19 protein-coding genes and 1 pseudogene are annotated in these 16,882 nt (G+C 37.2%); 9 read left to right on the forward strand and 11 right to left on the reverse strand.

The window, feature by feature from the left end; genetic code table 11:
• Position 1: 1 nt before the first annotated feature.
• Positions 2 to 439, forward strand: a pseudogene (locus H3T57_RS09190) (NADH-quinone oxidoreductase subunit B); the annotation flags it as partial.
• 28 nt (positions 440 to 467) lie between these two features.
• Here H3T57_RS09190 and pssA read toward each other — a convergent pair.
• The 3 genes from pssA to H3T57_RS01360 are packed head-to-tail and all read right to left on the reverse strand — an operon-like array spanning position 468 to position 2,783.
• Complete coding sequence (gene pssA, locus H3T57_RS01350; RefSeq protein WP_155567148.1) at positions 468 to 1,292, reverse strand: CDP-diacylglycerol--serine O-phosphatidyltransferase; 825 nt, start codon at positions 1,290 to 1,292, stop codon at positions 468 to 470.
• 28 nt (positions 1,293 to 1,320) lie between these two features.
• A complete protein-coding gene (locus H3T57_RS01355) occupies positions 1,321 to 2,001 on the reverse strand; it encodes a phosphatidylserine decarboxylase (protein ID WP_255549906.1) in 681 nt (226 codons plus the stop codon).
• Positions 2,002 to 2,033: 32 nt separating this feature from the next.
• Positions 2,034 to 2,783 carry a hypothetical protein gene (locus H3T57_RS01360; RefSeq protein ID WP_198192741.1) on the reverse strand — a complete coding sequence of 250 codons (750 nt, stop codon included), beginning with the start codon at positions 2,781 to 2,783 and terminating at the stop codon, positions 2,034 to 2,036.
• Positions 2,784 to 2,845: 62 nt separating this feature from the next.
• Between H3T57_RS01360 and gloB the strand changes: the two genes are divergently transcribed.
• Positions 2,846 to 3,571: a hydroxyacylglutathione hydrolase gene (gene gloB / locus H3T57_RS01365; protein ID WP_198192746.1), complete on the forward strand. Its 726-nt coding sequence runs from the start codon at positions 2,846 to 2,848 to the stop codon at positions 3,569 to 3,571.
• 275 nt (positions 3,572 to 3,846) lie between these two features.
• Here gloB and H3T57_RS01370 read toward each other — a convergent pair whose 3' ends face one another.
• From H3T57_RS01370 to H3T57_RS01390, 5 genes are read right to left on the reverse strand one after another with little or no spacing between them, the layout of a single operon-like run.
• On the reverse strand, positions 3,847 to 4,542 hold the full coding sequence (locus H3T57_RS01370) for a 1-acyl-sn-glycerol-3-phosphate acyltransferase (protein WP_232349703.1): 696 nt from the start codon (positions 4,540 to 4,542) through the stop codon (positions 3,847 to 3,849).
• A gap of 17 nt (positions 4,543 to 4,559) precedes the next feature.
• A complete protein-coding gene (locus H3T57_RS01375) occupies positions 4,560 to 5,174 on the reverse strand; it encodes a YdcF family protein (RefSeq protein WP_198192747.1) in 615 nt (204 codons plus the stop codon).
• Between the two features lies 1 nt (position 5,175).
• Positions 5,176 to 6,126, reverse strand: coding sequence for an ABC transporter permease (locus tag H3T57_RS01380; protein WP_198192748.1), 951 nt, complete (start codon positions 6,124 to 6,126; stop codon positions 5,176 to 5,178).
• Entirely contained in the window at positions 6,107 to 6,778 is a 672-nt protein-coding gene (locus H3T57_RS01385; RefSeq protein WP_122123853.1) for a cell division ATP-binding protein FtsE, read from the reverse strand. The genes H3T57_RS01380 and H3T57_RS01385 overlap by 20 nt, the downstream gene beginning before the upstream one ends.
• 34 nt (positions 6,779 to 6,812) lie before the next feature.
• The gene (locus H3T57_RS01390) at positions 6,813 to 7,238 is read right to left on the reverse strand and encodes a hypothetical protein (protein WP_110438332.1); all 426 of its coding nucleotides are present in this window, start codon (positions 7,236 to 7,238) and stop codon (positions 6,813 to 6,815) included.
• Positions 7,239 to 7,497: 259 nt separating this feature from the next.
• Here H3T57_RS01390 and H3T57_RS01395 point away from each other — a divergent pair, with 259 nt between their 5' ends.
• The 6 genes from H3T57_RS01395 to H3T57_RS01420 all read left to right on the forward strand — a co-directional run bounded on the left by H3T57_RS01395 (position 7,498) and on the right by H3T57_RS01420 (position 13,966).
• Positions 7,498 to 9,069, forward strand: coding sequence for an ATP-binding protein (locus H3T57_RS01395; protein WP_198192753.1), 1,572 nt, complete (start codon positions 7,498 to 7,500; stop codon positions 9,067 to 9,069).
• Between the two features lie 255 nt (positions 9,070 to 9,324).
• Positions 9,325 to 9,720, forward strand: coding sequence for a response regulator (locus H3T57_RS01400; RefSeq protein ID WP_198192755.1), 396 nt, complete (start codon positions 9,325 to 9,327; stop codon positions 9,718 to 9,720).
• 51 nt (positions 9,721 to 9,771) lie between these two features.
• Positions 9,772 to 10,353, forward strand: coding sequence for an ATP-dependent protease subunit HslV (gene hslV, locus H3T57_RS01405; RefSeq protein WP_198192756.1), 582 nt, complete (start codon positions 9,772 to 9,774; stop codon positions 10,351 to 10,353).
• 3 nt (positions 10,354 to 10,356) lie between these two features.
• A complete protein-coding gene (hslU, locus tag H3T57_RS01410) occupies positions 10,357 to 11,679 on the forward strand; it encodes an ATP-dependent protease ATPase subunit HslU (RefSeq protein ID WP_198192757.1) in 1,323 nt (440 codons plus the stop codon).
• A gap of 39 nt (positions 11,680 to 11,718) precedes the next feature.
• On the forward strand, positions 11,719 to 12,153 hold the full coding sequence (locus H3T57_RS01415) for a SufE family protein (RefSeq protein WP_198193458.1): 435 nt from the start codon (positions 11,719 to 11,721) through the stop codon (positions 12,151 to 12,153).
• 115 nt (positions 12,154 to 12,268) lie between these two features.
• Positions 12,269 to 13,966: an alpha-keto acid decarboxylase family protein gene (locus H3T57_RS01420; RefSeq protein ID WP_198192758.1), complete on the forward strand. Its 1,698-nt coding sequence runs from the start codon at positions 12,269 to 12,271 to the stop codon at positions 13,964 to 13,966.
• Between the two features lie 84 nt (positions 13,967 to 14,050).
• Here H3T57_RS01420 and minE read toward each other — a convergent pair whose 3' ends face one another.
• From minE to minC, 3 genes are all read right to left on the reverse strand, one after another.
• Positions 14,051 to 14,326, reverse strand: a complete 276-nt coding sequence (minE, locus tag H3T57_RS01425) for a cell division topological specificity factor MinE (protein WP_155567319.1) — start codon at positions 14,324 to 14,326, stop codon at positions 14,051 to 14,053.
• On the reverse strand, positions 14,326 to 15,138 hold the full coding sequence (gene minD / locus H3T57_RS01430; RefSeq protein ID WP_110438326.1) for a septum site-determining protein MinD: 813 nt from the start codon (positions 15,136 to 15,138) through the stop codon (positions 14,326 to 14,328). The genes minE and minD overlap by 1 nt, the downstream gene beginning before the upstream one ends.
• 91 nt (positions 15,139 to 15,229) lie before the next feature.
• On the reverse strand, positions 15,230 to 15,937 hold the full coding sequence (minC, locus tag H3T57_RS01435; RefSeq protein ID WP_110438612.1) for a septum site-determining protein MinC: 708 nt from the start codon (positions 15,935 to 15,937) through the stop codon (positions 15,230 to 15,232).
• Positions 15,938 to 16,200: 263 nt separating this feature from the next.
• Here minC and H3T57_RS01440 point away from each other — a divergent pair, with 263 nt between their 5' ends.
• Positions 16,201 to 16,869, forward strand: a complete 669-nt coding sequence (locus tag H3T57_RS01440) for a glutathione S-transferase family protein (RefSeq protein ID WP_110438325.1) — start codon at positions 16,201 to 16,203, stop codon at positions 16,867 to 16,869.
• Positions 16,870 to 16,882 lie beyond the last annotated feature (13 nt).

The raw sequence follows: 16,882 nt of genomic DNA on the forward strand, positions 1-16,882 counted from the left end.
AGTGGTTTTTATTAAATCGTTAATCGATTCATTAACTGGAAAAATAAAACCTGTTCAAAAATTTGCCGGTCAAAAAAAACAGGATATACATGTATTTCATATTGGATGCGGAGACTGTAATGGATGCACGTTTGAACTGCAGGCCTTAAACGGGACCGCATATGATATAAAAGATACGGGGATAAAATTTGTTGGACATCCTGCTGATGCAGACTTGTTGTTAATATCAGGGCTGATTACTCGTGCTATGCTTCCTTATATTGAAAAAAGCTGGAAATTGATTTCTAAATCACAAGCGATTGTAACAATTGGATCATGTGCAATTAACCGACATATTTTTGCAAGTAATTATGCGATCTTGGATGAAAATGTTGGTGACGAGGAATGTATTTTGCAAATTGAAGGATGTCCGCCTTTACCTTCCACAATTATGGATTGTTTAATGAAATTGAAACGGAATACGTTTTCTAATTTTTATTCAAAAAGTCCTCCCCCTTTTTCGTCTTCACAAGAATTGTCTGGGCATCAGCTTTTAGACGATGGTAACTGCGATAACTCAGCGGAATTAGACCCAGATATAAAATCCCGCTTAAAGCCAAGGTTCCCCAAGGATCTGCTACCAGAATAGTTGCGAAGATGCAGGTGCTTAAAAATATAGGCATGACGTAAGGTGTGGGAATTTTAAAATTTTTGAATGACCAGATCGGCAAGGTAGAAATCAGCAAAAAAGATGTTATGACTAAAATTGTAATTGTCAGGATTTCGGAATGGGCGATGGAATTAAGAAAATCAATTTGATAATGCTTGCTTTCCAAGCCAAGAAAAACAGGAAATAAAACTATTCCAGCACCTGCCGGGGCAGGGACACCCGTAAAAAAATTGCTGGCATATTGAGGTTTGTTATCATCAAGTGCGGCATTAAACCGTGCCAGACGTAAAGCCATGCATACCGTAAATATTGCACAGGGAATAAAAGAATAATCCCCTCCATTTTTAAGGGACCATAAATATAAGACAAGACTTGGAGCAACCCCGAAGGATAAAAAATCGACAAGACTGTCCAATTCTGCACCAAATCGACTTGTACCACGTAATAAACGGGCAATTCGCCCATCCAACCCGTCAAAGCAGGCAGCAATCAATATGGCGATAACAGCTTCATTGAATCTTCCATGAATTGCACTGCGAATACTGATCAGACCGGCACACAATCCAAGGATTGTCAATAAGTTTGGAATAATCCGATTAAAGGAAATTCCCTTGACTCGAGGACGAATTTTTTGTCGTAACATTAATTTATGTTCTGGGTTAAAAGAGCGTTTATAATTTTGCAACAATTGTTTCGCCGCCGATCATGGTTTGCCCAACCTCAACACAGGGTTGACACCCATCGGGCAGGTAAAGATCCACTCTGGAGCCAAATCGGATCAACCCATAAATATCACCCATATTAAATTGTTGATTTATATCGGCATTACATACAATTCTTCTGGCAATCAATCCGGCAATCTGAACAACCACCACCTTTTTTCCATCTGGTAAAGTTATGCAAATTGCGTTGCGTTCATTATGTTCTGATGCTTTATCCAGTGATGCGTTAAAAAATTTCCCCTTGATATATGATCGTGCGGTAACTTTTCCAGCGACAGGGATGCGTTGTAAGTGGACGTTGAAAATGGAAAGAAAAATAGAGATGCGCCAGACCGGTTTGTCACCCAAACCTAAATCAACAGGAGGGGGAATATAGTTTATGGCTGAAACGGTTCCATCTGCTGGGGAAATAAGAATATCATTTTTATGGGGGATAATTCGCTTGGGATTACGAAAAAAATACCAGCAAAACCCAAAAAATAAGCTTCCTATAAGACCAATTAAATATCCGATCCGAGCATGAATGCGATAGCCAATAAAACTTATCAAAGCAGAGATGCAGAGAAAAGGGTATCCAGCTTTGTGCGGTTTACTAATATTTGTTCGGATTGAATGTAAAATAGACATCAGGGAATTCCTTAGGGGATGGTCGTTTGTTATTTTTACAATTTTCTTTTGCGATTCCAGTTGGGTTTCGGTAATTTTTGTTTTAAAATTCTTTTTTTTGAAGCGGAAAAGATTGTAATCGGGGCATAGAGATTTTTTCGGATTTCAATCAGATGGTATTCTCCTCCAAAGGGAATGAAAAAATGACCTAAAAATTCTAACAGCTTATTTCCATATAGGGAAAAGGAATTCATTATTTTAGATGGAAAATAAATAATTTTTTCATAATAAACAAGTTGAAACATATGTTCTTTTAATATTTTTCTTAATTGATAAATGTAAAAACTTTTTTTTTGATACTCAAAAAAATTAGATAAATTAAATATTCCCCACCATTTTAATTTATTAGGAAGTAAAAGCAAAATTTTGCCATCATCATTTAAAATTTCCCAACAAGACCTTAAAGTTTTATGAATGTTATAGATGCCGATCGGAAAGAATGGATAAAAAATGATTCGGTCAAAACTGCATTTTGCGAAAGGAAAACGATTGTATGTAAAACAACATGTTTTTACTGATGGAAAATTTTCTAAATTGGATAATTCATTTAGGTTCTCTGCAAGATTACCCTGAATATGATTATGGGGTGAAGATTGCAGAATGAAATCTTGAGGAATAGTACCAAGGGTGAGTAAAGAAAGCCCTCGTAGATCTGGCCACAGGTGCAGAAACTTATCTGTAAGATAGATCACTGATCCTGGTTGAGTATTATTTGGTATAATACTAGAATTAGCCTTAGGATTCATTATTGATTTCCAGAAGAATCGTTTTGTTATACAAGAATAAAATATTGAAATAAAGAAAGAGAATGTCTGTTCTTATTAAGCCTATTCCTTTTTATGAAACCAATTATGCGTGGCTATTATATGATAAAAAAACCAGAAATGCAGCTATTGTCGATCCTGGTAATTTTACTCCCGTTTTTAATACTATAAAAGATAAAAAGCTGAATTTGCAATCGGTACTTGTCACGCATCATCATTCAGATCATACAGAGGGCATTCGCCAATTGAAAGACAAATTTAATTGTCAGATATATGCGCCTGATAAAGAAAGAAACAGTATTGTGGATGCTACGGATTATGTACAGGATCATGAACATATCGACCTGGGTTTCGGTTTTTTTGAAGTTATAAATACGCCAGGTCATACTCTGGGATCTGTTTGTTATTATTCATATGATTTAGGTATAATTTTTACAGGAGATACTCTATTTAGCCTTGGTTGTGGTCGTTTATTCGAAGGTAGTCCAGAACAGATGTTTCAAAGTTTCAAACGGATAAAGTCCCTGCCTGATGAAATTATGGTCTATGCCGCTCATGAATATACTGAAGATAATGGTCGTTTTGCCCTGACAGTGGATTCAAACAATGAAGATTTGTTAAATCGTTTGAAGCAAGTGCAGCAATTGCGTTCGGAAAATAAACCATCCTTGCCTGTCATGCTGGCAATTGAAAAGAGAACCAATCCTTTTTTGATGGCCTTGACCGTTGAGGAGTTTGCACGCTTACGTAAGGCAAAAGATCAATTTTGATAGGTTTAAAAAGGAATGATTTCAATTTTTAATGTGTGGATATTAAGTAAGCAAGCATGATTTAGCAAGATTTAATTTTGCGATAATAATTATGGAGAATTATTAATTATCGGTAAATTATCCACATTTTGTCAAAGCATGTGTTAAATCGAAAAGGAATCGTAAAGAATGGCTTGTAGGCGCAAATTATTATCTTTTCGTTGTGTTCTTTTTTTTAAAGTTATTTTATTTTCAATAAATAGATCCACCAACTTATCCACAATTCATAAAAAATGTTACATGATATTATTATCCCAGCTTTTTTCTATGGCAAATAACACTTTCTTGCGATTTGACAGGTCTGTAATGACTGGATGCAAATTAATATAAATTGTTCCAGGTTTTTTTAGGAAAGAGTGGCGCCCCCAATGTAACCCTGAATTGGTGCTAACTGGAACAATTTTAAGGTCAAGTTGACTTGCAATAGCTGCAACACCGGCTTGCAGTTTAACTTTTTTACCATATTGTGAACGTGTACCCTCAGGAAAGATAATAATTTGTCGTTGATCTTTTATAGCGTTTTTACAATTTATGACAAGTTTTTTCAAAGCCCTTGCACCCCCTTGACGGTCAAGGGGAATCATTCCGGATAAGAGAAGCATTGGCCCGACAAGTGGAAGATGTATCAACTCTTTTTTCATTATATAGGCAGGACGCGGTAAAAGATTCATCCATATCAGGGTATCAAAGGCGGATTGATGCTGAGATGCTATTATAAAAGATGAGTCATTGGGTAAGAATTCCTTGCCTTTTATATCAATCTCTATTTTACAGATTTTTGTAAGACCCTTGATTGAAAGCTCAGTCCATAATTGTGCATAGGCCAAGGCATGTTTTTTTGCAAAATAACGGATATAAAAAGCAAAAAGACCCATGAACAGGGTTAGGGTAAAAAAATATATTGAGAAAAGTAGTGATCGAATAAAAGTCATAAAGGTCATGAAATCCGTTAATGTTTAATATTGATTAAATCATGCTTTGGTTTTGTCGTGTGAATTAATCCTGTATAGGCTATAAGTAGCTTATTGTATTCGATAAATAATAATCGAATAGAAGATATTTTTAAAACATTATCCTTATTGATGGTGTTGATCGAGAAGGGATAAAGAGGAATATCGTATAGAAGGTTTCTAAGTTCAAGAATGGCTCGACGTATATGGTAATTTGAAGTTATTACCGTCAGGGATTGCAAACGGTAATAATGAACCCATGCCGCTGTTTCAATGGCATTACCCATGGTGGACGTTGCATTATGTCCCAGTAAAATATGGTCTTGACATGAAATTGCAGGAAAATTCGTAATTGAATTCTTTAAATCTTGCAGGGTTGTTGTTGCTCCAACTCCAGATATAAGCAGATATTGAGAACAATCTTTTTCAAGAAATCTAATAGCTGTATGGATTCTTCCGATTCCACCGGTCAATACGACGATACCGTCCGTTAAAGGGGGGATAGATGAGAAACTTAACAAATCATATATAAAAACAACAAAACCACTTAACCATAAAAAAATAATGATTCCAATAATCTTGATCAAAAAATTCTGAGAGATTTTTTTTTTCATTTTATGTCAAATGTCTTAACCAATAATAAACAATGAATGTTGTTGAAATCCAGCCTATAAAATAATTGCACAAAGGTAAAATAATAATTAAAATCAATAGATTAAATGGTAACAAGGTTAAAATGCTAAACCACCCCTGATAAACTGTTTCCCAGTTTGGATTACTGCTGAAGGGCAGACTAAGATAGGTTAAAAAAAACAATAAGGGAATTGAGAAAATTAAGCCGATGCCACCTCCGATAAGGGAAAGAAATGCATTCCTTCGTGCAAAACGTATGGATATATAGTGATCTGACGCGCCTAGATTATGAAGTATTTCGATTGTTTGTTTGCATTGTATCAAACCAGTTCGGGTGGCGATGGCTATTACAATGGCTGCGACAAAAATCACGGTAAGAAAAGCAAGGAATGCACAGGTTTGCAAACTATTTGCAAGAACATTTAAGCGTTGACCCCAGAAGTTACTTTGTTCAATAACGATATTGGGTTCGATTTTGCGTAAGGAAGTTGCAAGCTGGCCTGAAATTTTTGTATTATTTTTTAAATGTAATTCGATGACTGCGGGAATGGCAAGGGCAAGATTGTCAAAATCTTCATGTAGCCAAGGGGCTAATAATTCATCTATTTCATTATCATCAAGTTTGTGAAAAGAGACAAGTTCCCTGGAGGTCGAGAGAAGGGTGATAATTTGCCGGATTGATGCATTATTGTCGGAATTCTCTTGTTTTGTATTTTGAGATGAAACCTGGAAGTTATTTTGGGGAATTTGTAGAATTACTGTGGACGCTGCCCCTGTATTCCAACGATTTGCTAGATTTTGACCAGCATAGGTTCCCGCAATCATCAGGGTGGCCAAAAAGGTCATTGCAGCAACAAGGGGAATTAAAAATTGTCCGGGTAAAGCCAGATTGACTTTCAATCCATCAGTGGTTTTATGTTTTAACAGCATCATCAATTCGTATTTGTCCATTATTTAATTTTAGTCTAGGGGCAGGGAATTGATGGATGAGATTATCATTATGGGTGGCGATAATGATTGTGCACCCCAAATCATTAAGATCAAAAAAAAGATCCATTAAACGTAATACCTGTTCCTCATCCAGCGCATTGGTGGGTTCATCAGCCAACAAAATATCAGGTCTGTGAATGACAGCTCGGGCAATTGCAACGCGTTGTTGCTCCCCTCCAGAAAGGGTTCGAGGGTATAGTTCAGCCTTATTTTGCAAATTCATCCATTGGAGAATTCGATTTGTCCAACGACTTACTATGGATTCATCCGTATTCTGCAGTCGAAGGGGTAGAGCGATGTTATTATAAATGCTTAAATTGGGAATAAGTTTAAAATCTTGATAAATGATGCCTATTCTTTGTTTTAAGTGGCAAATAGTTGAACGACGGTTTTTATGTATGTTTGTTTCCAAAATTTGTAATTGCCCAGCATTAGGCATTATTTCAAGATGGAACATCTGGAGCAAGGTTGATTTTCCAATTCCTGATGGTCCTGTTAACCAGCAAAAACTACCTTGGGGAATATGGAGTGTGACATTTGATAAAATCGGACAGTCTTGTCTGTAATAAAGGCTTACCTTGTCAAGTTGAATCATTGCAGAAAGATTTCATGGCAGATAAGGAAATGGATTATAATTTACGTCCCAAATAAACAGTTACGGTCGCACATAATGCGGTTAACATAATAAGTAAAACGCCATCGAAAATTAATTTTCCTGCAGTTAAACTATGTCCTGCAATCATAATTGAATGGGGAATCAGGTTGCCTCCATGTTTCACAAGCTCACCTGTTTGAGGATCTGATGAGGAGATAATGGCTATTAATGAAGAAGTGATGGCAGGCAATAATTTCCATATGATACCAATAACCAAGAATAACGGGGCAAAAATTTCGGCGACTTGCTGGATCAAGTAAAAGCAGAAATGACAAGCGAACCAGAGAATATTTAAAAATGGATTGGACACTTTGGATGAATTTCTTGAATCGGTATATTCTTGGCTGATGTGGCCTAGCCGTTCTTCTGATCGTGTATTATTAGAGAAAAATTTATTCACGAAACTACCCTTAAACTGAATAAAAAGAAGATACACTGTAGCATATTGATATAAATCTTATAATAAAACTCTTTATATAAATCTTTAATTTTTTGAATTAAAATAATTAATGAACCGAAACATATTAATTTTCAGTGAATTTACTTGCCATATCAGATATTCTGAGAAAAATAAGTGGAATGGTATTTTTGTAGATCCTGTTTAATTATTGATCTAGGCAAACCATATATATCAATAAATACTTTTTAGAGAATTGGGTATGGGTAACAATACGCAGCCTTCGATATTAATCATTGATAATGATTCCAGGATTTTAAAGGAATTCAAACAAATTCTGGGTCAGGATTACTCTTTATATCTTACAGAATCTTCCTATCATGCCTTGGATATGATTAAAAAGGGGGCTCATTTTTCCACCATTATCTATAATAATTTCATGCCCTGCATGTTCGGAAATATTTTTTTTGCCCGTGTTCGTAATCTAATTGTTGCTACACGTATTCTTTTGGGACCAAAAAGCCGAACGGATATTCTGATCAAGGCGTTGAATGAAGGGGGAATATCGTTTTTTATTCCAAAACCGCTGGATCCTTTCATGGTAAAGGAAATTGTAAAACGGGCAGTTAAAAGATCAGAATTTCAAAGAAAATTAATGCATGAACGTTTATTGCTAAAAGGGCTGTTGGATAATCTGCCCTATGGCCTTGCTTTCAAAGATGAGGAGGGTCGTTTCACCCGTATGAACCAGTTGGCGGCCAATCGGCGTGGATTGACCATTGCCGAATGCCTTGGAAAAACAGAAGAGGAAATTGAACCGTCTTTTACGTCGCAAGAATTGTCAAGATTTAACCAGCGTTTGAAAAAGGAGGAGCGCTTTGTGGAGATATTGGAGGTTCCCTCGAATAATTCCAAACAATCGTCACAATGGTTTATGATTACCCGTTTATTGCTGGATAGAGCAAAGGGTGAAATTGCGCATCCTTCTGTACTGATGGAGCTGGATATCACCAAACAAAAAGAATTGGAAATGCAGTTGCGGCAGTCGGAAAAATTGAAGGCCCTTGGTACAATGGCTGGGGGAATTGCTCATGATTTCAACAACCTGTTGACAACAATGATCGGCTCGTTGGAATTATCCGAAGAGCTGTTGGAGGTTTCGGGTAATTCTGAAATCATGGATACAATTAAGCATTTGCAGAACAATGCCTTGGAGGCGGCAAAAAAAGGCAGCACATTGACAGAGCGACTCTTGAGTTTCAGCAGAAGAAAGAAGTTATCTTTGCAGGAAGTGGATCTCACCAAGATTATTCATAAAAATTTTGATCTATTGTCTCAAACTCTTCAGATGCGTTATGAAAGAAGGTTCAAAGAACAGATTGAAGCCAACCAATCAAATAGAATTCATCTTGAATTTAAAAATAATGTATCGGGTATTTTGACGGTTAAGACAGATCCATCACAATTTGAATTGGCTGTCATGAATTTGTGTATCAATTCAGTAGATGCCATGAAAAATGGAGGTGTAATAACTATCATTTTGGATAAGAAAGATATTGGTTCGGATGAAGGCAAAAGGCTTCATTTAAATTCGGGTCCTTATGCAGTCACCATCATTCAGGATGAAGGCGAGGGAATGAGTGCCGAAACCATTGCTCATATTTTTGAACCTTTTTTCACAACAAAAAAAATGGGGTTGGGAACAGGACTGGGAATGGCAATGGTTTATGGATTTGCACAACAGTCGGGGGGGCAGGTTAATGTGCAAAGTCAATTGGGGGCAGGAACAAATATAAGTATATATTTACCCATATATAGTGAAATGGAAAGATAGATATTTAATAAATTTCCATCAACATATTTGAATATTAATATAAATTAATTAAATAGAAATCAAAAATTAATATTATATTATGTCACCAATCTAATATGATTTTTATATAAAACGTAGATGCATAATTTTATTCTTTAATTGCTTTTTAATATATTTTTTAAATGATAATATAGATAACGAAGTGAATATATAGTTTTAAAATGATTATAGAGTCTGAACACTATATTTTTCCTTTTGGCGTAAAGGCATAAGGAAATGTTGATTGAAGCACAAAAACAAAAAACAAAAAAAATAATTTTGGTTGCTGAGGATGACTCCATTTTACGTCCATTATTGGTGGAATTGCTGGATGAAATGCAGTTTGAGGTAATTGCCGCTGAAGATGGCACAAAGGCAATGGCATTATTACAAGATTTGGATTGTAATCATATGCATGTCGATTTACTATTAACCGACATCGGGTTGCCAGGAGTAAATGGAAACACACTTGCTGAATTTGCGCGTAAGATCTGGCCGAATTTATCAATATTATTCATTACTGGTTATGCACATGGTATCAATACCATGACATTTGACAATAAAATACAATTGTTGACCAAACCTTTTTCCCTTGGGGTCTTGACAAAGCGTATAGAAGAATTGATTTCTTAACCAGTTCGGATAATTATTATCATATAATTTTATGTAAGGTTAACCCTAGATATGCAAAATAACACTTTATCTACGTATGATCCTATTCAGTGGCATGGTACGACTATTTTATGTGTCCGTTACGGAAAGCAGGTGACAATAGCAGGTGATGGCCAGGTAACACTGGGTAATACAGTTGTAAAAGGTAATGCGAGGAAAGTCAGGAGAATAGGACAAAACGGTTCTATATTGGCTGGTTTTGCAGGGGCGACAGCGGATGCTTTTACCTTGCTGGAACGTTTGGAAAAGAAATTGGAGCGTTATCCCAATCAGTTGGAAAGGGCTTGTGTCGAGTTGGCTCAGGATTGGCGAACGGATCGTTACTTAAGAAGACTTGAGGCAATGCTGCTTGTGGCTGATCATGTTCATTCATACACGTTAACAGGTAATGGTGATGTACTGGAACCAGAAGGCGGGGTGGTAGCCATTGGTTCCGGTGGTAATTATGCTCTGGCGGCCGCAAGGGCGCTTTTGACTGTTGATGGACTAACATCGGAAGAAATCGCACGTCGAGCCATGAAAATTGCTGGGGATATTTGTATTTATACCAATCACTCCCTTGTTGTAGAGACCTTGAACGCAGAAAGTAAATAATATATGCAAATCCCGACCTATACCCCGAAAAAAATTGTTGCAGAACTTGATCGTTATATTGTTGGTCAACATGAAGCAAAAAAGGCCGTATCTATCGCTTTGCGCAATCGATGGAGAAGAGCTCAGTTACCTGACCGGATGCGGGAAGAAATCGTTCCTAAGAATATTTTGATGATTGGGCCAACGGGTTGTGGTAAGACGGAAATTGCTCGTCGATTAGCCCGTTTGTCACAAGCTCCATTTTTAAAAGTTGAGGCAACTAAGTTTACCGAAGTCGGTTATGTCGGTCGTGATGTGGAAAGCATTATTCGCGATTTGGTTGAAGCATCTTTGGTCATGTTGCGTGATGTGAAACGTCGCAATGTCGTTGAAAAGGCAAAAGATGCCGCCAATCAAAGAATAGTAACGGCATTGGTGGGAGAGGGAGCGACAGCAGAAACACGTAATAAATTTCTGCAGATGTTGGTTAATGGCGATTTAGAGGATAAGGAAATAGATATTAAAGTGGCGGATATATCCTCTCCTGTTAATCAAATGGATATACCGGGGATGCCATCGGCCCAGATTATCAATTTTACCGATATGATGAAAGGGTTCATGAACCGTTCTGAAAAATCACGCCGTATGACGGTTGCAAAAGCCCGGGAGGCATTAATTCGTGAAGAATCTGATAAGCTTCTGGATAATGATGCGCTTGTGCAAGAAGCTATACAGCGTGCACAAAATCATGGAATTGTCTTTCTGGATGAAATTGACAAGGTTTGTGCCCGTTCTTATGAGGGAAGTGGTGGGCGTGGTGGTGCCGATATTTCCCGTGAAGGGGTACAGCGTGACTTACTGCCATTAATAGAGGGAACGACTGTCTCAACAAAATATGGTCTGGTTAAAACCGATCATATACTTTTTATTGCCTCTGGTGCTTTTCATTTGGCGAAACCTTCTGACTTATTGCCGGAACTACAGGGACGTCTACCGATTCGTGTTGAATTATCGGCTTTAACCTGTGAAGATATGCGTCGGATTTTAACAGAACCCGAACAGTCACTTTTGAAACAGTATATCGCTTTGATGGAAACGGAAAAAGTCAAGTTACAATTTACGGATGATGCAATTGATTCAATTGCCCAATTGGCAACGGATATTAATGAAAGAGTTGAGAATATCGGTGCGCGTCGTCTGGCAACCGTTATGGAAAAACTTCTCGAAGAAGTTTCTTTTACAGCTTCTGAACGTTCAGGTGAGGAGATTCAGATAACGGCAAAGGATGTAACGGAAAAAGTTGCTTCCTTGGCAAGTAAAAGTGATTTAAGTCGTTTTATTCTTTAATTTGTAATTTGTCTGGCTGTACGAGATTTATATATGTCAATTTCAGGTTCTTTTATTTTACCCGAAGAACAAAGCGCGGTAGAGGCGATTGATGCCATTAGGGATGAGTTTGATCTTTTTGATGATTGGACGCAGCGATATCGTTATTTGATTGAACTTGGAAATAATTTGCCTGCTTTTCCTGTTGAATGGCAAAATGATAAATTTCGTGTGGTTGGTTGTCAAAGTCAGGTTTGGTTAAATTACTCCCGGGAAGGAAATAAATATTATTTTGCTGGATCGTCTGATGCCGTGATAGTTAAAGGTCTGATCGCTTTGTTACTAAGAATTTATTCTGGAAGAACAGCAGAGGAAATTTTGAAAATCGATCCTGGATTTGTTAAGGATCTGGGACTTGCAGGGGCGTTGTCAGCAAATCGAAGTAATGGGGTTATGTCGATGGTTAAAGCCATACAGCATATTGCCTCACGATAGTGTTAATTTTTTTTGAAATATTTGTTTCGTATAATTTGAGATTCTTCAATTGAGATAACAGTCTCTAAATTTAAGACTATTTTAAGAAATACATTGTAAAATTAGGGGATAATATATGAAAAAAACAATTGGGGATTTCTTATTGGATAGATTATCTCAAATTGGGATCAACACAATTTTTGGTGTGCCTGGGGATTATAATCTTCAATTTTTGATGCAGGCAGAAAAAAGAAAAGATATAAAATTTGTTGGAAATCGTAATGAGTTGAACGCGGCCTATACTGCGGATGGTTATGCACGTTTAAATGGAATTTCTGCAATACTAACAACATATGGTGTTGGTGACCTGAGTGCCCTTAACGGTGTTGCAGGAGCATATGCCGAATACGTGCCAATGATTTGTCTTTCTGGAGCGCCACCTTTACACAGTATAAATCAAAGATCCTTTTTGCATCATACCACGGCGGAGGGTAATTATGAAGATGTCATGAATTGTTACCGCTCCTATACCGTCGCTCAGGCGCGCCTTACGCCACAAAATGCAGTGGGGGAAATTGATCGTGTATTGAAAGTTTGCAAACGGGAAAAAAGACCTGTTTATATTCAAATCCCTTCGGATATAACGTTTTTCGAGATTGATGTCCCTGATGACAAACTGGTCTGTTCATTACAAATGAGTGATTCCTTACAACTTTCAAATCTTTTGCATGGCATTAAAGAACGTCTGCGACATGCTGAACGCCCGGCTATGCTGCTGGGTAATGCCATAGATCGATTTGGACTTAGAGAACTTACGCAAGAACTTATCGAAAAATTGAATATTCCATTTGCCACCCAATCAGCGGCACAGGCAATTTTGGATCAGGGTTTATTGCAATGGGTTGGTGAATATAATGGCGGGGCTTCTGTCAGATCCGTTTTAGATATCATTGAAAATTCTGATTGCTTAATAGGAATTAACGTAAAATTTACAGACAGTAATTCTGGGTATTTTACGCAGAATATTCCAGAAAATATGATCAATATCATGCCCTTCAGCACTATCGTTGGTAAAAAAGTGTTTGAGGATGTCAGTGCTGTAGACCTTTTGAAAAGTCTGATAAAAAATGACTTGTCCCGACAGTCAAATTTATTCTCTTCCATTCATAAAAATAAAAAACACTCATGGACAGTTGAAAAGGGCAAGGCATTAATCCTCAATCGTTTTTGGACAAAAATGGATCATTTCATTCAGGAAAATGATGTCATTGTTACGGATGCAGGCACCTCGATGAGAGGTGTCAGGGGATTGGCTCTTCCTGCCGGAATTACCATCATTAATCAGCCTTTGTGGTTATCAATCGGGTATTCATTGCCTGCCTTGTTTGGTTCATTAATGGCAGCACCTAAACGGCGCCAAATATTATTTATCGGGGATGGGTCATTCCAATTAACAGCGCAGGAAGTATCAGCTTTTTTTGCGCATGATCTAAATCCAATCATTTTTTTGGTGAATAATAAAGGTTATACAATCGAACGCAGCATTATGGGGTTATATTCCTCGTTTAATGATATTCCTGAATGGAACTATCATAAATTATTTGATGCTTTGAGTGATAATAAACCCTATTCATACTATCAAGTCAGAACTGAGGATGAATTGGAAACAAGCCTGGAAGAACTGGAGAATGATACTTTAGTACCGCGTATTGTTGAAATTATGATTGATCCTTTTGACATACCCAAAAAAGTTCAGGATTCAGCAGACCGTATTGCATCCTTCAATTATGGAAAAAGAGGTTTGAAAGAGCTTGATAAAAAAGTTCATTTCTAAATAAATGTTGAGGAGTTTTATTCTAGATCAATAACAAGCTCCTCAAATACATAAAAAAAGTCTATCGATATTATCAAGTTTAAATCAAAATTTTTTTTGACGTTGTTGGGGAACCTCAATATCAATAGCCAATGTTGAACAGGCAGATCCTTGATCAATTTTGACCTGAATTTTTTCTTGATCAATGGAGATATGTTTTTGGATAACCGCCATAATTTCTTTTTGTAATTTTTGCAATAAATCTGAATCATTTTGATTGCTGGAAGAAGAACGTTCATGAGCCAGCAGGATCTGTAAACGATCCTTGGCAACGGGCGCTGAACTTTTTTTATTAAAGAAATTTGAAAATAAAAAACTCATCATCTATTCCTCTTTAACAACCAGTCAAAAAACCCTTTTTTGTCAGTCGGAATGGTAATGTCTATTTTTTCTCCTTGCAAGCGTTTAACTGCATCTACATAGGCACGGGCAGGAGCAGAGTTGGGTGCAGAAAGTGTTATCGGAGTACCTATATTTGAAGCCTTGAGAATTTCCTCACTTTCAGGAATGATACCAATCAAGGGAATGGAAAGGATATCAAGTATATCATCTGTGTTAAGCATGTCGCCATGGGCCGCCCTGTTTGTTGCATAACGTGTAATTAACAGGTGTTTGTTAATTTTTTCACCTTTTTGGGCTTTATCAGTTGTACTGTCAAGGATGCCTATGATACGATCACTGTCACGAACCGAGGATACTTCGGGATTGGTAATGACAATGGCCTCATCAGCAAAATGCATGGCCATTTTAGCACCGCGTTCAATTCCGGCCGGACTGTCACAAATTATCCAGTCAAACTTCTCTTTTAATTCCTCAATAACCTTTTTGACACCCTCTTCAGTCAAGGCGTCTTTGTCCCGTGTTTGGGAGGCGGCCAGAATGAAAAGGGTTTCGATACGTTTATCTTTAATCAATGCTTGAGAAAGCGTGGCTTCACCTTGTATTACATTGATAAAATCAAACACCACACGTCTTTCTGATCCCATTACAAGGTCAAGATTTCTTAAACCGACATCAAAATCAATGACGACAACCTTTTGTCCTGTCTGGGCGAGGGCCGCTCCAATCGCTGCGGTTGTTGTCGTTTTACCAACCCCGCCTTTACCTGAGGTAATAACGATTACCTTCGACATACTTGTTCCTTTATGATAATCCATTTTCAATATGTTAAAAATATCATTTTACGGCAAATAAAACACTAAAAATATCAGAATATAATTTTATTTACCTTGTTTTTGTTAGATTAGTTACAGTAATAACATTCTCTTTTAAAAAAACCTGTGCAGATTTATTGTTAAAAGCCTCTGGAATTTCTTCTGCTGTCATGTAATATCCATCAATAGCCAATAGTTCTGCTGCCATATGACTGGTGAATATTCTGGCATTGGGTTGTCCACTTATACCGGCAATAGCGCGTCCCCGCAGGGCGCCGTAAACATGAATGGATCCACCGGCGCTAATTTCCGCTCCCGATGCAACAGAATTAACAACAATTATATCCCCTTCCGGAAAAAAAATGCTTTGTCCTGATCGAACGGGATCATCAGTAATATAGCAAGGAACGGATTGATTTTTAGCTGGAGAATCGATCGGGGGATTTAAATTGTCGATATTCTTTCCTCCTGTAAGAATGAAATTTCTAGGCCAGTCCTTTAATGCAGAAGGATTGGATGGCAATCCTTCCATACTGATAATCTGAATATTTCTGCCTAAAAGTTCATGATAAAGTTTTTCCAATCCTTCTTCATCGCCTGTCAAGAGTTCAAGATTGAGAATAACAGGTTTGCCATAGAAAAATTGTGAAGAACGTTTAATTTGTTCGTCCAGGCTTTGTAACCAATTTACAAGAGGGGCTTTTGGTGAAAGAACCAGTGCCAAAAACGAACGGCCTCGGATCCGTAAGGGGGGCAGTGAATGCGAAGAATGATGCACCACGAGTGTATTTCCTGTTTGACAGATCAATAAATTAATGACGTCTAAATTATTACGTTTTGATAAAGTTGAAAAATAAAATAATAATATACGAAAAAATAAATATCTTGTAATTTTTTAAAAGATGAATTTAAGCCTTTATAATTGATTAAAAGTTAAGCTATATGATTAAACTGTAGTGATAAACTGATTTTAAAATATTTTCAGTAAAAAAACATATTATGTTACACTAAAGAGATTTTGTGGAATAATGGCAAGGCTTTATGCGAATATTGTATCATCTTCCCCTTTGTCCTTTCAGTCGTAAAATTCGGCTGATAATGGCAGAAAAACGGTTATCTTTTGAATTGATGACCGAAGCTGTATGGAAAAAACGGGATGAATTCCTGTCGATGAATCCTGCTGGTACCGTTCCTGTCCTGGTAGAAGAAACGGGTCTGGCTATTTGTGATTCCTATGCGATCAGCGAATATTTGGAAGAAGCCTATCCTGACACGTTATTAATGGGTCGCACTTTGGCGGAAAGAGTGGAGGTGCGACGATTGGTTGCCTGGTTTGATGACAAATTCAATCGAGAAATCACTCGAAATTTACTGTTTGAGAAAATGTTCAAACGTCTTTTTGGAAATAGCAATCCCAATGCTCAGGCATTGAGAGAAGGCTACCAGAATATAAAATTTCATCTTGATTATATTGCCTATCTAGCTGAAAACAGGGTTTGGCTGGCAGGAAATAATTTGTCAATTGCTGATTTTGCCGCTGCAGCCCATCTTTCCAGCTTGGATTATATTGGTGATATTAACTGGGATAAATATCCAATGGTAAAGGATTGGTATGTTCGGATAAAATCCCGTCCCAGTTTTCGTGCCTTGTTAAATGATCGGGTAAGTGGTGTAGTCCCTCCCAAATATTATGCCGATTTAGATTTTTAATGAAATTTTAGTC

It is taken from the genome of Commensalibacter sp. W6292M3 (genome assembly GCF_016101315.1).
Lineage (GTDB): Bacteria > Pseudomonadota > Alphaproteobacteria > Acetobacterales > Acetobacteraceae > Commensalibacter > Commensalibacter melissae.

Excerpts from the sequence above, each read along its gene's own strand:
- H3T57_RS01395 (WP_198192753.1), top strand. The coding sequence starts at position 7,498 with ATGGGTAACAATACGCAGCCTTCGATATTAATCATTGATAATGATTCC.
- hslU (WP_198192757.1), top strand. The coding sequence starts at position 10,357 with ATGCAAATCCCGACCTATACCCCGAAAAAAATTGTTGCAGAACTTGAT.
- H3T57_RS01380 (WP_198192748.1), bottom strand. The coding sequence starts at position 6,126 with ATGATGCTGTTAAAACATAAAACCACTGATGGATTGAAAGTCAATCTG.
- pssA (WP_155567148.1), bottom strand. The coding sequence starts at position 1,292 with ATGTTACGACAAAAAATTCGTCCTCGAGTCAAGGGAATTTCCTTTAAT.
- H3T57_RS01370 (WP_232349703.1), bottom strand. The coding sequence starts at position 4,542 with ATGACTTTTATTCGATCACTACTTTTCTCAATATATTTTTTTACCCTA.
- H3T57_RS01360 (WP_198192741.1), bottom strand. The coding sequence starts at position 2,783 with ATGAATCCTAAGGCTAATTCTAGTATTATACCAAATAATACTCAACCA.
- H3T57_RS01375 (WP_198192747.1), bottom strand. The coding sequence starts at position 5,174 with ATGAAAAAAAAAATCTCTCAGAATTTTTTGATCAAGATTATTGGAATC.
- gloB (WP_198192746.1), top strand. The coding sequence starts at position 2,846 with ATGTCTGTTCTTATTAAGCCTATTCCTTTTTATGAAACCAATTATGCG.
- H3T57_RS01400 (WP_198192755.1), top strand. The coding sequence starts at position 9,325 with ATGTTGATTGAAGCACAAAAACAAAAAACAAAAAAAATAATTTTGGTT.
- hslV (WP_198192756.1), top strand. The coding sequence starts at position 9,772 with ATGCAAAATAACACTTTATCTACGTATGATCCTATTCAGTGGCATGGT.
- H3T57_RS01440 (WP_110438325.1), top strand. The coding sequence starts at position 16,201 with ATGCGAATATTGTATCATCTTCCCCTTTGTCCTTTCAGTCGTAAAATT.
- H3T57_RS01420 (WP_198192758.1), top strand. The coding sequence starts at position 12,269 with ATGAAAAAAACAATTGGGGATTTCTTATTGGATAGATTATCTCAAATT.
- minE (WP_155567319.1), bottom strand. The coding sequence starts at position 14,326 with ATGAGTTTTTTATTTTCAAATTTCTTTAATAAAAAAAGTTCAGCGCCC.
- minD (WP_110438326.1), bottom strand. The coding sequence starts at position 15,138 with ATGTCGAAGGTAATCGTTATTACCTCAGGTAAAGGCGGGGTTGGTAAA.
- H3T57_RS01385 (WP_122123853.1), bottom strand. The coding sequence starts at position 6,778 with ATGATTCAACTTGACAAGGTAAGCCTTTATTACAGACAAGACTGTCCG.